This is a genomic window from Brucella sp. BE17, from assembly GCF_039545455.1.
Taxonomy (GTDB): domain Bacteria; phylum Pseudomonadota; class Alphaproteobacteria; order Rhizobiales; family Rhizobiaceae; genus Brucella.
Genome location: NZ_CP154468.1, coordinates 1,261,078 through 1,273,726, shown reverse-complemented (window position 1 = coordinate 1,273,726; position 12,649 = coordinate 1,261,078). Strand labels below are relative to the sequence as shown.

Here is a 12,649-nt window from a genome sequence, read left to right as displayed (position 1 = left end):
ACTTTACAGTCCCAACATGACCCATAGAAAACTTCTCAGAACTGTCGGCCAATATGGCCATCGATCGAATGAGCGTTGCCGCCGCGGATGACGAAGAACGCCATGATAGCGGCCCAAAGGATCGATTTCTCGGCCCCGCCATACCCTTGGCCCAATGTGATCCAGTGAAACCAGACAGTGACCAGCAAAACGATAGTCGCCGCTGCCGCAGCCGGTCGCGTGAAGAGGCCCAGGGCAATCAGCAGCCCGCCGAAAAACTCCGTTGCCGCGAGCAGTGGTGACCAGAGCGCGCCCGGATAAAAGCCAAGCCCTTCGACCATCTGCACCGATCCGAAGGGGTCCATCAGCTTCGGAAAGCCATGAGTAACGAGGGCAAGGCCCGACACTACGCGCAGGAAAGTTTCCGCCGATGTGTCGAGGCGCGCGTAGAGCTTGCCCAATGCTGGGAGGTAAAGAGCATTCCGGAATTTTGTAGTCTGCATGATTGAAAACCTTTCGTGGAGGAAAAATGAGGCCGCGCCCAACGCATGGTTCTGGCGCGGGAAAAGACTTGGCTAAGTGCGGGGGTCAGAACTTGTAAGCGTAGCCGAACATGAACGAAGCGAGGGTCTTGTCGACGGCGATCGGGCTGTCGGCTATGCCGTCACCAACTCTGGTGATGCTTGCATCGATCATCAGATGGTGGTTTTCGCGAAGGGCGGTAAATGCGCTGATACCGGCCTCGAAATTGGTCGTTGACGAACCTTCGTAGGCCGCGCGCGTGGCAGTCACCTCTTCCGGGCGCACCCCATAATAGTAATCGACGGTGTTTGAATCGAGCCAAGTGGCTCCAACTCTCGGGGTCAAGCCGATCCCGTTGAGGAAAAACGTATGCGATGCGGCCATTTTGATCCGGCTGCCTTTACTGTCGCCGGACACGTCGAACATGCCTTCAACGCTTAGATCAACTAGGGGCGTGTTCCACTCAATGGCAGGTCCAGTCCAAAACGCGGCGTGTCGACGGTTCATGCCGTCCAGAATGTCGGCATCATCGGGTTCGTAGCCCTCTCCAAACATGTAGCGGGATCTCAGCGAGACGTTCACGGCCTCCGATGAGATCCATGGCAGCTTCAGATCGGCCGCATCGCCGCGCATCCGAAAATAGGTGCTGTCAAAGTCGATGATTGGGACCGGGCTAGTTGTGGTGGTGCCATATGCCTGTTGGCTCCATACCACGCCGGCACCGGCTCCCAACTGCCAGTCCTGCGCTTGAGCGACGGCAGGTATATTGGCGAGAAATGCCAGCGTGATGGTCGAAGATATCAGTGTCCGTTTGCAAAAGCTCATGGGATGAGGCCCTTTTAGGCATGCCGGAGGCGGCCGTCGAAAAAACGACGCTCCCGACATGGTGCTTGCGATAGAGATTGATTCAGAGGTTGGATCGTGTATCGGCGGATATCTTGCCGCCGAGCCAAGGTTCTACTTGTGGTCGGAGCCGGGTGCAGCGCTTCCGCTATAGCCGACAAGGCCAGAGACCAGACCTGCTACATCCGGCATTGCCTGATAACGGCGCTTATGGATCTCGGCGATCTTTGCACTCATGTCGGGATCGGCATCGTCGGTGATGTCAAAGGACATGAATTTCTGGACAAGAGGCAGGCCGATCCGATCGATTTCACGATGCGCTGGATCGTTCATCATGGACTCGTAATCGGAAAGATTTTCGACGGTCGTAATGGCACCGTAGTCAAATTCGCCGCCATAATCGGGCCCGATGACCAATGAGCGGACGAGCGGATTATTGGCGCTTTCCCGGCGCATGCGATCGAGGACGGCATCGGCTTGTTGCTTGGAAACTTCGGGTTTGATGCTCATGCGAATGCAATGATAGATCATCTTGAGTCCTTTCGGGGGTGTGTCAGGCTCGGCCGAATGCAGCGGCGTGATCGCGGGCGAAGTCGGCGATGTCGCGCGGTGCATGGCCGGTCAGGTCGGTGACGCTGGTGTGCACGTCAGAGGCTTCGCCCCGCTCATAATGGGCGTAGTCCTCAATCAGTCCTTCGAGCTGCCAGGCCGGAACGTATCCTTGTAGGGCGCTGGCGAACTGATCTGATGTGATTTCGTGGAAAGCGACGTTGCGTCCGGTCGCTTCGGCGAGGGCGAGGGCGATTTCCGCGTGGGTTACCGCGCGCGGACCCGTCAAAGTGTAGGTGCGCCCCCCATAACCGGTTCCCGTTAGAACTGTCGCCGCCGAAGCTGCAATATCGCGGACATCGATGGCGCTGACGGCAGCGCTGCTGATGGGGGCTGCGAGGACGCCGTTGGCGATCGTCGGTGCAAATGCGAGCAGAGACTGCATGAAGAGGTTTAGCCTCAAAATGGTGAGGTCGAACCCGAGCCTTTCTACTTCATCTTCGACCTGGGCATGCCAGCGTAAGAAGCGGACGGGAGAATCCGGCCGCGCGCCGTACTGCGAGAGTAGAACGAGTTTTGTCACACCAGCCTGCCTGGCGATGTTTGCAAACCTGATCTGCAGCGTCGCTGCGTCTTCTGCCGAAGGGCTGTTCAGGAATGCGACATCGATGCCTTCCAAAGCGGCTCTGAGTGAAGTTTCGTCGCCGAGATCCGCGATGACCTGACGCGCGCCCGAGAGCGACCAGTCGGGATTCCGCGACATGGTGGTCACTGTTGCATTACGGGCTAGAAGCGCAGGGACGAGGGCAGAGCCAATTGCGCCGCTGGCGCCCGTGACGAGGATTGAAAGAGAAGACATATCGAACGACTTTCTGTTGTTGAGCGTGGACTGTGTCTCTGACGAAAGGTCAGGAGGGATCGGGTGCATCCAGTGCGCGCCGCGATTTGATGGTCGCAATGAGGGCAAGGCACAGTGCGATGAGGATAAGAAAGGCCTGGCCGGAGAATGCCGCGGTGAAGTTGATTTCCCCGCTGCCCGCCCCAATGGCGATGCCGGCGATAAGAGCGATACCCAGGGCGCCGCCGATCTGTTGCGCGGTGTTCACCAGACCGCTGAGCAGGCCGGACTCTCCTTTGGAGGCGTCACGGACAGTCATGGCGATCCCATTGACGAGGCCTACCCCGAGGCCGCCGCCGATCAGGATGAACGCAGCCATGAGGGGGATCGAGAGGCCGGTCGTGACCGGGTTGAAGGCCAGGATGAGGAAGCCCGCGAGAAGAACCGCGATTCCGGCAGCAAGAGCTGATGGCAGGCCGATGATGCGAGCCAGCACAGGGGCGGCGCCGCTTCCGACGATGGTCATCAGCGCAAGGGGGATTTGCGACATACCGGTGGTCAGCGCGTCCATGCCGAGAATCTGCTGCTGGTACTGCGGCAGAAAAAAGAACAGTCCTGCCAGCGTGGCGCCCATGAGGAGCACGATCAGACAGGCCGCGACGACTGTTCGATTGCGGAAAATCCCGAGCGGCACCAGTGGATGAGACGCGCGTCGTTCAATCGCGACAAAGCCTGCTATGGACACGAGGCCAACCGCTATGGCGGCTAGTGCGCCCGGAGCGGCCCACTGCGCTTCGGCTGCATAGATAATGCCGAATGCGAGAGCACCGATGCCGAGTGTGATAGTCACGGCGCCGGGTGTGTCGAAGGACGCCGCGCGTCCTTGTTCGGATTGAACGGCGCGGAGCACGATCAAGGCGCTCACAATGCAGAACGGTACTGGCGCCCAGAAGACCGACGGCCACCCGAACATGTCGGTAAACATCCCACCAAGGAAAACGCCAACCAGGCTGCCTGTGCCGGAAACAGCACCCCAGATGCCCATGGCACGAACGCGCTCGGACGGTTCTTTATAAAGCTCGAGGACCAAAGCGAGTGCCGAGGGCACCACAAGTGCAGCGCCCACGCCCTGTCCTATACGCCCTGCAATCAGCATTGAACTATTGAGCGACACGGCACAAAACGCCGACGCCAAAAGGTATATGACCATGCCCGCCAGAAAGACGCGACGCCCTCCGAGAACGTCGGACAATCGGCCCCCCAGCAATAGAAGGCCTGCCAGGGTGACGAGGTAGGCGTTGACGATAATCGTCAGCGTTGCGGCCGAAAGACCGAGCCCGTCGCGAATGGCGACAGTGGCGAGATTGACCATCGTTGCATCGAGAACGATCAGGAACATCGACATGGACAATCCGGTCATGGCGACCCAGCGCGGAATGCTGCGTTCGAGAGTGGATGGTTCCGGTGGAAGCGAGGTCAGTTGAGTTGAATGTTCGATCATGCTTTAGCTCATGCTAGTGAGTGGTCACTATCTAACCACGCAAATAAAAAAAGGGCACTTCCTGGCAAGTCAGCGCCCGGACTCGAGGAAGCGTTTGACCCAGTCGGCCTTGTCGACCTGGGCCGGTAGGTCCATAGAGGCGGACACCATGTAGAGCATTCCTGCCGCAAAGAAGTCATGGGCCAAGTCGGTGCCGACAGAGGGCAGCGCCTCCATCCGCTCGAAAACATCGCGCGTCCAACCTTGCATTAATTCCCGAATGACCGGATCTGCCGACGCTGCATAGCCTTGCAGCAAGATCAACATCAGCTCTCGATCCTCCATGAGGATGCCCCAGGCATTGGCCATGGCTTGCAGAGGTTCGTCCTTCGTCGTTTCCCCTGTTGCCAGCATTGTCTTGGCCACGGTCGCGAAAGCCTGTTCGAGAACAGCGGTGAACAGATCGATCTTGGTAGGATAAAGCCTGAAGACGTTCGGGTGTGAGATACCGACAGCCTGCGCGATATTTACGGTCGAGCCGCCGTGCAGACCCTTCTCGCTGAACTCGGTGAGGGCAGCTGCCAGAATCTGTTCTCTACGCTCATCGGCGCCAACGCGCTGTTTTTTTTGTGTCGATTTCATAATGATAGTGAACACTCACTTACCTCTTTTGTCAAGAGCGTTTTGAAACGGATTTGCGCTGGTGGGTGGCCGGTATTGTGCAGTGATAGGGGGGGAGAAACTGCTTTTCGATCAAAAGGTTGGAACAGGGCGAGGTGGTTTCGAGACTATGTGGTTGCCGATTGAAACCTCGTAAACCACATAGTCTCATATTGCGTCCGGGTCCGTTTCCTTGGAGCATGACGCCAGTCGCTCAGGCACGAGTTGATCAAGCGTAACCTGCCCAAAGCGTTCTATGAACAACGCCTCTGCTTGCGCCATCGTGTCAGATAGAGCTGCGTTGACGTTCTTTTGCACCCGGCAATCAGGGTGTTCATCACGGTTCCCCATGGCGAATAGCGTCGGGCGTCCAAGGGCCTCGTAAACGGCGAGAAGGGTGATGTTGTCGAGAGGTCGAGCGAGTTGCCAACCGCCGCCATGGCCTTTCCCCGATTTGACGTAACCGGCCTCACGCATACCCGCCATCGTCCTGCGAAACACTGCCGGATTGGTGCCCATACTCTTGGCCAGCACCTCGGAGGTCAGAGGTTCATCGAACTGCCCCATGTGCAACAGCACATGCAACACGTCCGAAAGCCGGGTGTCCTTGTTCATTTTTCGACCGCTCCAACGTTCTCACGCACAATGCTCACCCAAGACGATGATTCTTACGTATCAGATGTTGATACGTGATATTTAAGCTGTTATGTAGCGCCAACTGATACATTATATGGTGCTTCCATGTCCAGCATAGACAACTCATCTCAGACCGAACCTCCTGTACTCCAGACCAGCGACCCGACTATCCACGATCCGAAACGTCGGCGAAGCATTCTCATTACGGTTTGCATCGCGCTGATGGCCGTGATCGCCGCAGTGACGGGCCTCAATGTCGCGCAACCGCATCTCGCGCTCGATCTGGGAGCGTCCCAAAGCCAAGTGCTCTGGATGATCAACATCTACGCGATCAGTCTCGCCGCGCTGCTTCTGCCGCTCGGTGCCGTTGGTGATCGTTGGGGCCGGAAGCCGGTGCTGCTGATCGGTCTTGGTGTCTTCGGCGTTGCCAACATCGCGTCGGGGCTCGCACCCAGCACCGAAATCATGATGGCCGCGCGCTTTTTGAGCGGTGTCGGTGCGGCGATGATCATGCCAGTGACGCTCTCGGTTATCACTTCGGTGTTTCCTGACGAGGAACGGTCGAAGGCCATCGGCGTGTGGACCGGTGTTGCCGGCGCTGGCGGCATCCTTGGCATGTTCCTGTCTGCCGTACTGGTTGATTTTCTGTCTTGGCGCTGGCTGTTCGCGCTTCCTGTAGTATTGGTCGTGGCCGCTGCCGTCCTGGCTTTGCGCGCTGTTCCGAATTCACGCCAGTTCTCCCAGCATCGGTTCGACACGCTCGGGTCGATACTGTCGCTTCTCGCAATCATGGGCGTAAGCTTTGCGCTGCATGAAGGTCCGGCGATCGGCTGGGCAGCAACAGAAACGCTGGTCGGCCTTGCACTTGGCGTTAGTGCCTTCATCGGCTTTATCGTTTGGGAATTGCATCACGCCGAGCCGTTGCTCGATATTCGCCTGTTCAAAAAGCGCAGCCTGACCAGCGGATCGATATCCCTAACGACATGGTTCGGCGTTCATGCCGGCGTATTCATTGTCCTCTATCCATTCTTTCAGGCCGTTCTTGGCTGGTCGGGTCTCCTCGCCACGCTGGGCCTTATGCCCATGGCGTTACTTATGATGATCTTTTCCGGCGTTGCGCCGCGATTGTCCGCAAACATCGGCCCCAAGGCAACGATTGCCAGTGGCGTGCTTCTAGGTGGTGCGGGACTCGCACTCATGGCGCTGCTGGTTTCGGTCGATGGCGGTTATCTTTCGGTATTGCCAGGCATGGTGACGATGGGAGTCGGCATGGGGCTGGCCATGGCCCCATCGACAGAAGCGATCACGTCTTCCTTGCCCCGCGAACAACAGGGTGTCGCATCAGCCCTCAATGACGTGACGCGCGAGCTTGGAACCTCGCTTGGCGTGGCTCTGCTCGGTGCCGTTTTCGCCGCGAGCTATAGCAGCGCGATCGCGCCGCTTCTGTCAGGTTTCCCCGAGGACGCTGCGGCGGCAGCCAGCCAGAATATCGCCAACGCGATGGTCATTGTCGACCAAGGGCTTCCCTATGCTGACGCCCTCTACAGGACAGCACAGGAAGCGTTCGTGCAGGGCTGGCAGCAGGCGATGTGGGCCGGCGTTGCCGTGATGGCGATTCTATTCCTGTTCGTCGCCTTGCGTGGTCCGGTACGACCTGCCCCGATTGATGCGGCCCCGGCCGAAGCCTGATTTAGCGAGGTTTTCCAATGCACTACGATGCGATCATCATCGGCGGCAGTTTTGCCGGGCTTTCCGCCGCAATGTATCTGGCACGCGCCCGCAAAACGGTGTGCGTCTTGGATACGGGCGAACCGCGAAATCGGTTCGCTGCCGAGTCCCACGGCTTTTTTGCCCAAGATGGCAGTGATCCGAAGGCCATGCTGGACACCATGCACCAGCAGGTCGCCGCCTATGCGACTGTTAGTTTCATCAGGGATGCCGCAGTGGATGCGTTCGAGGAAGACGGCACGTTCTCGGTAGCGCTGTGGAGCGGCGCTGTCATCACTGGCAAGCGCCTGCTTTTGTCCTTCGGCATTTCCGACATCATGCCGAAGACGTCCGGACTGGCAGAACGGTGGGGCGCGTCGGTCATCCATTGCCCCTACTGTCACGGTTACGAGTTCAGCGGTCAGCAACTCGGAGTGTTGAACGTCTCGCCCATGTCGAGTCATCAGGCCATGCTCATCTCCGAGTGGGGGCAGACAACGTTTTATCTCGATGGTGGCGATCTCGAAGCGGCGGAGAGCCAAGCGTTGACGCAACGGGGAATCCGCATCGAGCCTGTTGCCGTCGAGCGCCTGGCCGGCGAGGGTCGCAACTTGTCGGAAATCCATCTCACCGATGGCCGGTCGCATGGGCTCGATGCTCTGTTCATTGGCCCGCACCATCATCTCAACAGCGCCATAGCCGAGCAGATCGGGTGCGCAATCGAGGCCGGTCCACTTGGCCCGATGGTCAAGGTCGATGAGATGCAGATGACCAGTGTGCCGAACGTGTTCGCGGCCGGCGACATTACGCGCATCGCGCACAACGTCACTTTTGCCTGCGCCGATGGCGTTATGGCCGCCATGGCGATTCATCGTTCGCTAGCCTTCGAGGCAGCAGCATGAACGCAAATCTCGCACCGTTCACGAACCCGGCTGCCGTAGCATCCTATACTCAGGACGCCCCGAAAAAGGTGCCGGGACTGGCCGATCTCCACCGCATGACGACCATTTTGCTTGGCGAGCGCGCACCGGGTGCCGCCGATATTCTCGTGGTCGGTGCCGGCGGCGGTTTGGAACTGAAAGCAATCGCGCAGACGCGGCCCGACTGGCGGTTCACGGGCGTCGATCCATCGCCCGCGATGTTGGATATCGCTCGACAGACGACTGCGCTCTATGCTGATCGGATCGAGCTTTTGGCGAGCACTGTGGATCAGGTGCCCATTAGCCGGTTCGACGGCGCGACATGCCTGCTCACGCTGCACTTCCTCAACAGAATCGAGCGTCTGCACACCCTAAGGGAAATCCGTCTGCGCCTGAAACCGGGGGGCGTACTCGTGATTGCGCATCACACCGCGCCTGACGGCAATCCAGAGCGCTGGCTAGCACGTTCAGCCACCTTCGCCGATCGCACAGATTCCGATGCGCGAAGGTCTGCGGCCTCCGCCAAGGCGATGGCTGAACGTCTATCGCTGCTCTCCCCGGACGAGGAGGAAGAGCTTCTGCGGGAGGCCGGGTTCGTAGAGCCAGCATTGTTCTATGCCGCCTTCTCGTTTCGCGGATGGGCGGCGATCGCCGGCTAACCGATGTCCTCTTTCAGCCAGCACAAGGAGCACAAGACGTTGCCGATCAAACTCTACAACTTCGCTTTTGGACCCTACCCGCAAAGGCTGAATATTTATCTGGCCGAGAAGAATCCGGCCAATGTCGAGTTCATAATATTCGATGAACCGGGCAAGCAGGCCGGTATGCCTCCAGCAGCGGTCAGAGAACTCACTCCCACAGGATCGATGCCAATCCTTGAAGATGATGACGGCACGGTCATCGGGCAATCGCTGGCGATCCTCGAATATTTAGAAGACAAGACGTCCGGTCCTGACATGCTGGGAGCCACCCCGGCGACACGGGCACGCACCCGTCAGTTCGTTCATGTTCTCGACGAGGCGTTAACCTTCTTCGGGCTTTGGGCTCGCCATGGGAGTCGCCTCGGACATGGCATTGTGCGGACCAGCCAAGACGTCGCTGAAATCTGTGCCGCGCGGTATTTCGAACAGTTAAGGCTGATCGAAAAGATGACAGGCGACACAGAGTTTATCGCTAACGATTGCGTGACTATCGCGGACTGTGTCGCCATGGCGACCTTACAATACTCAATTGACTTCTACGACGTGCCGATCCCACGCGATTGTGCGGAACTTGCGCGCTGGTATGCCGGGTTTTCCAAACGGCCAAGTGCAGTATCCCCTCACTATCCCGAAAATAAGCGTGCGAGGGCGCGGGGACTGATGGCCCAAACCCAAGTTACTATGTAGCGGACAGGCTTTCCCGATGCGCAGGCGAGAGCTGAAACACATTACTCCCCGTGAGCTACCCCAACTGCTGGGCGGACGCATCCCGCTTGCGTCGCTGATCCAGACGCTCGCCGTTGCCGAACATCTGAACTTTCGCCATGCTGCCAAGGCGCTTGGCGTGGCGCAGTCCAGTGTCAGCGCGCGGGTAAAGGCGCTTGAGGAAGACCTCGACATCCTCCTCTTCGAACGTCACGCACGCGGCGTCCGGCTGACCGAGGCAGGACGCCACTTCGTCGAGCGGATAGCGGCCGGCGTCGATCAACTGGACCGCGCCGTGAAGACGGCCGGCATGGCGGCGGTGGGAGAATGTGGTCGCTTGCGCATAGGCATCCATGCCCTCATCCCCGGAAGCTTCCTTGCAGAGTTGATCAGACAATATCGGGAGAACCATCCCGGCATTGAGGTCGAGATAACGGAGTGCACTGCGCGTGATGCGGTCGTACATATTCGTGCCGACCGACTGGACGTGGCGTTTGTTGCCGGCAAGCTAGAATTACCGGATTGCCACGCGCGGCCGATCTGGAGCGAACCTTTAGTGGCCGTGCTGCCAGAACAGCATCGCCTTGCCGGTCAGTCAGCAATCACTTGGACCGATCTGGTCGGAGAGACCTTCCTTGTCCGAAGTGGCGGCGCTGGCCCGCAGGTGCATGATCATATCGTGCTACGTCTCACTGGCCGCTGGCTCACACCATCCATCCAGTGCTTTGATGTCGAGCGTAGCACATTGCTATCTATGGTCGGACAAGGTTTCGGCATTACTATTACCGCAGCCGCAACGGCGTTGCTGCCGACTTCCGGCGTCGTCTTCTTGCCCTTCGCCGATGAGCCAGAGCCAGCCGCTTTTACCGCAGTCTGGTCGCCGTTCAATCGCAGCGCTATCCTTAGAAATCTGCTCACGCTCGCAAGCAGCATGCACCGTTGTGATGATTCGCCCGGCTAGTAGCGCAGCGGCAAAGATCCTAGCGAACGGTGACGACAACCCGTCCTATTTGCCGCCGATAGTATCCAGCAGCCCTCCGGCAGCCTCTTTCCTGTTGCCCGTCTCGATTTTGCCTACTCTCTGATCGGCTCCACCTCTTTTGCCGACTGGAGCCTGCATTGCGCGGAGGACGAATCCTTTGGGGTCAGATCGCCGTCGTCTTCACCATCGTTCTGGTGATGGCGTGGGCGGCCACGCAATGGACGGCGTTCCGACTCGGCTTCCAGTTGCAGCTTGGAGCACCATGGTTTGAGCTGGCGGGCATGCCGGTCTATTATCCGCCCGCCTTTTTCTGGTGGTGGTTTTCGTTCGACGCCTATGCGCCCGCGATCTTCGTCGAGGGCGCGATCATCGCAGCGTCCGGTGGCTTCGTCGCCATCGCCGCCAGCATCTTCATGTCGATCATCCGGGCACGGGAGGCGCGCAACGTCGCCACCTACGGATCGGCGCGATGGGCCGAGGACAAGGAAATCCGCGCGGCCGGTCTGCTCGGCCCCGATGGTGTGGTGCTCGGCCGCTACGACCGGGACTATCTGCGCCATGACGGGCCGGAGCATGTGTTGTGCTTCGCCCCAACACGGTCGGGCAAGGGCGTCGGCCTTGTCGTGCCGTCGCTGCTAACATGGCCGGGAAGCTGCATCGTCCACGATATAAAGGGCGAGAACTGGACCCTCACGGCCGGCTTCCGCGCGAAGCATGGCCACGTCCTGCTGTTCGATCCGACCAATGCCAGATCGTCAGCCTACAATCCGCTGCTGGAGGTCCGCCGAGGCGAATGGGAAGTCCGCGACGTGCAGAACATCGCGGATATTCTGGTCGATCCCGAAGGCAGCCTCGACAAGCGCAACCATTGGGAAAAGACATCCCACAGCCTGCTTGTCGGCGCGATCCTGCATGTCCTGTATGCGGAGAAGGACAAGACCTTGGCGGGCGTCGCTAACTTCCTGTCCGACCCCCGCCGTCCGGTTGAGGCGACCTTGCGCGCCATGATGGACACGCAGCATCTCGGCGAGGCGGGCGTTCATCCCGTCATCGCGTCGTCGGCCCGCGAGCTGTTGAATAAATCCGAGAACGAACGGTCGGGCGTGTTGAGCACGGCCATGTCCTTTCTCGGCCTCTACCGCGATCCCGTGGTGGCGCGGGTGACGGCGCGATGCGATTGGCGCATTGCCGATCTGGTCGGCAGCCGCCAGCCCGTCACGCTCTATCTGGTCGTGCCGCCGTCCGACATAAACCGGACCAAGCCACTTATCCGCCTGATTCTCAACCAGATCGGCAGGCGGTTGACGGAGGAATTGACCAGCTCCGGCACGCGCCATCGGCTGCTGCTCATGCTGGACGAGTTTCCCGCGCTCGGCCGTCTGGACTTTTTCGAGTCCGCCTTGGCCTTCATGGCGGGCTACGGGCTCAAGGGCTTCCTGATCGCGCAGAGCCTCAATCAGATCGAGCGCGCCTATGGGCCGAACAACGCGATCCTCGACAACTGCCATGTCCGCGTCAGCTTTGCCACGAACGACGAGCGTACGGCTAAGCGGGTGAGCGACGCGCTCGGCACTGCGACCGAGCTGCGCGATTCCACCAACTATGCCGGCCACAGACTCGCGCCCTGGCTGGGGCATCTCATGGTGTCGCGGCAGGAAACCGCGCGCCCGCTGCTGACGCCCGGCGAGATCATGCAGCTTCCGCCCACCGAGGAAATCGTCATGGTCGCGGGCACGCCGCCGATCCGCGCGACCAAGGCCCGCTACTATGAGGATGCGCGGTTCATGGAGCGCGTCCTGACCCCACCCGATCTGGTCGCCGCTCCGCTGGCGCCCAACCCATCCGCCGATGATTGGTCCGGCCGCGTGGTCGCGGCGGAAAGCAGTTCCTCGGCCGGCGTGGCAGACGAGACCGAGGGCGATCCGGCCAATGCCGGAATCCGCCGTGAACCGGATTTGCCCGAGCATGAGGAGATCATCCCACCGCCATCATCGCCTGCGCAGGAGTTCGATTTTTTGGACGATGACCCCGACGTGGACTCGGCCAAAGCCCGCGCACTGCGCTCGCGGATGCGGATGATCGCGCGGCAGGCGTCTATGAATCCAGATGACGGTATCGAGCTTTGAG

13 protein-coding genes are annotated in these 12,649 nt (G+C 59.6%); 6 read left to right on the top strand and 7 right to left on the bottom strand.

What is annotated here, in order from left to right; translation table 11 throughout:
• Positions 1 to 35: 35 nt before the first annotated feature.
• The 7 genes from AAIB41_RS17145 to AAIB41_RS17115 form a co-directional block, all read right to left on the bottom strand.
• The gene (locus AAIB41_RS17145) at positions 36 to 482 is read right to left on the bottom strand and encodes a DoxX family protein (RefSeq protein WP_343315205.1); all 447 of its coding nucleotides are present in this window, start codon (positions 480 to 482) and stop codon (positions 36 to 38) included.
• Between the two features lie 85 nt (positions 483 to 567).
• On the bottom strand, positions 568 to 1,326 hold the full coding sequence (locus AAIB41_RS17140) for a MipA/OmpV family protein (RefSeq protein ID WP_343315204.1): 759 nt from the start codon (positions 1,324 to 1,326) through the stop codon (positions 568 to 570).
• 132 nt (positions 1,327 to 1,458) lie between these two features.
• Complete coding sequence (locus tag AAIB41_RS17135) at positions 1,459 to 1,875, bottom strand: Dabb family protein (RefSeq protein ID WP_343315203.1); 417 nt, start codon at positions 1,873 to 1,875, stop codon at positions 1,459 to 1,461.
• A gap of 22 nt (positions 1,876 to 1,897) precedes the next feature.
• A complete protein-coding gene (locus tag AAIB41_RS17130; RefSeq protein WP_343315202.1) occupies positions 1,898 to 2,752 on the bottom strand; it encodes an NmrA family NAD(P)-binding protein in 855 nt (284 codons plus the stop codon).
• 49 nt (positions 2,753 to 2,801) lie between these two features.
• On the bottom strand, positions 2,802 to 4,232 hold the full coding sequence (locus AAIB41_RS17125) for an MFS transporter (RefSeq protein ID WP_343315201.1): 1,431 nt from the start codon (positions 4,230 to 4,232) through the stop codon (positions 2,802 to 2,804).
• Between the two features lie 69 nt (positions 4,233 to 4,301).
• Positions 4,302 to 4,868 carry a TetR/AcrR family transcriptional regulator gene (locus AAIB41_RS17120; RefSeq protein WP_343315200.1) on the bottom strand — a complete coding sequence of 189 codons (567 nt, stop codon included), beginning with the start codon at positions 4,866 to 4,868 and terminating at the stop codon, positions 4,302 to 4,304.
• A 171-nt stretch (positions 4,869 to 5,039) separates the two neighbouring features.
• A complete protein-coding gene (locus tag AAIB41_RS17115; protein ID WP_343315199.1) occupies positions 5,040 to 5,486 on the bottom strand; it encodes an Rrf2 family transcriptional regulator in 447 nt (148 codons plus the stop codon).
• A 126-nt stretch (positions 5,487 to 5,612) separates the two neighbouring features.
• On the opposite strand from AAIB41_RS17115, the gene AAIB41_RS17110 reads away from it, so the two are divergent.
• The 6 genes from AAIB41_RS17110 (at position 5,613) to AAIB41_RS17085 (ending at position 12,648) form a co-directional block, all read left to right on the top strand.
• Entirely contained in the window at positions 5,613 to 7,196 is a 1,584-nt protein-coding gene (locus tag AAIB41_RS17110) for an MFS transporter (RefSeq protein WP_343315198.1), read from the top strand.
• A gap of 17 nt (positions 7,197 to 7,213) precedes the next feature.
• Entirely contained in the window at positions 7,214 to 8,116 is a 903-nt protein-coding gene (locus AAIB41_RS17105; protein WP_343315197.1) for an NAD(P)/FAD-dependent oxidoreductase, read from the top strand.
• Positions 8,113 to 8,793 carry a class I SAM-dependent methyltransferase gene (locus tag AAIB41_RS17100; RefSeq protein ID WP_343315196.1) on the top strand — a complete coding sequence of 227 codons (681 nt, stop codon included), beginning with the start codon at positions 8,113 to 8,115 and terminating at the stop codon, positions 8,791 to 8,793. Before AAIB41_RS17105 ends, AAIB41_RS17100 begins: the two co-directional genes overlap by 4 nt.
• Before the next feature lie 3 nt (positions 8,794 to 8,796).
• Complete coding sequence (locus AAIB41_RS17095; protein WP_343315194.1) at positions 8,797 to 9,522, top strand: glutathione S-transferase family protein; 726 nt, start codon at positions 8,797 to 8,799, stop codon at positions 9,520 to 9,522.
• 16 nt (positions 9,523 to 9,538) lie between these two features.
• Positions 9,539 to 10,501: a LysR substrate-binding domain-containing protein gene (locus tag AAIB41_RS17090; protein ID WP_343315192.1), complete on the top strand. Its 963-nt coding sequence runs from the start codon at positions 9,539 to 9,541 to the stop codon at positions 10,499 to 10,501.
• A 158-nt stretch (positions 10,502 to 10,659) separates the two neighbouring features.
• Complete coding sequence (locus AAIB41_RS17085; RefSeq protein WP_343315191.1) at positions 10,660 to 12,648, top strand: conjugal transfer protein TraG; 1,989 nt, start codon at positions 10,660 to 10,662, stop codon at positions 12,646 to 12,648.
• The last annotated feature ends 1 nt before the right edge of the window (position 12,649 follow it).

Bases quoted from the DNA above. Each gene is read 5' to 3' on its own strand.
- AAIB41_RS17145 (WP_343315205.1), bottom strand. From the start codon at position 482: ATGCAGACTACAAAATTCCGGAATGCTCTTTACCTCCCAGCATTGGGC.
- AAIB41_RS17140 (WP_343315204.1), bottom strand. From the start codon at position 1,326: ATGAGCTTTTGCAAACGGACACTGATATCTTCGACCATCACGCTGGCA.
- AAIB41_RS17135 (WP_343315203.1), bottom strand. From the start codon at position 1,875: ATGATCTATCATTGCATTCGCATGAGCATCAAACCCGAAGTTTCCAAG.
- AAIB41_RS17130 (WP_343315202.1), bottom strand. From the start codon at position 2,752: ATGTCTTCTCTTTCAATCCTCGTCACGGGCGCCAGCGGCGCAATTGGC.
- AAIB41_RS17125 (WP_343315201.1), bottom strand. From the start codon at position 4,232: ATGATCGAACATTCAACTCAACTGACCTCGCTTCCACCGGAACCATCC.
- AAIB41_RS17115 (WP_343315199.1), bottom strand. From the start codon at position 5,486: ATGAACAAGGACACCCGGCTTTCGGACGTGTTGCATGTGCTGTTGCAC.
- AAIB41_RS17110 (WP_343315198.1), top strand. From the start codon at position 5,613: ATGTCCAGCATAGACAACTCATCTCAGACCGAACCTCCTGTACTCCAG.
- AAIB41_RS17105 (WP_343315197.1), top strand. From the start codon at position 7,214: ATGCACTACGATGCGATCATCATCGGCGGCAGTTTTGCCGGGCTTTCC.
- AAIB41_RS17100 (WP_343315196.1), top strand. From the start codon at position 8,113: ATGAACGCAAATCTCGCACCGTTCACGAACCCGGCTGCCGTAGCATCC.
- AAIB41_RS17095 (WP_343315194.1), top strand. From the start codon at position 8,797: ATGTCCTCTTTCAGCCAGCACAAGGAGCACAAGACGTTGCCGATCAAA.
- AAIB41_RS17090 (WP_343315192.1), top strand. From the start codon at position 9,539: ATGCGCAGGCGAGAGCTGAAACACATTACTCCCCGTGAGCTACCCCAA.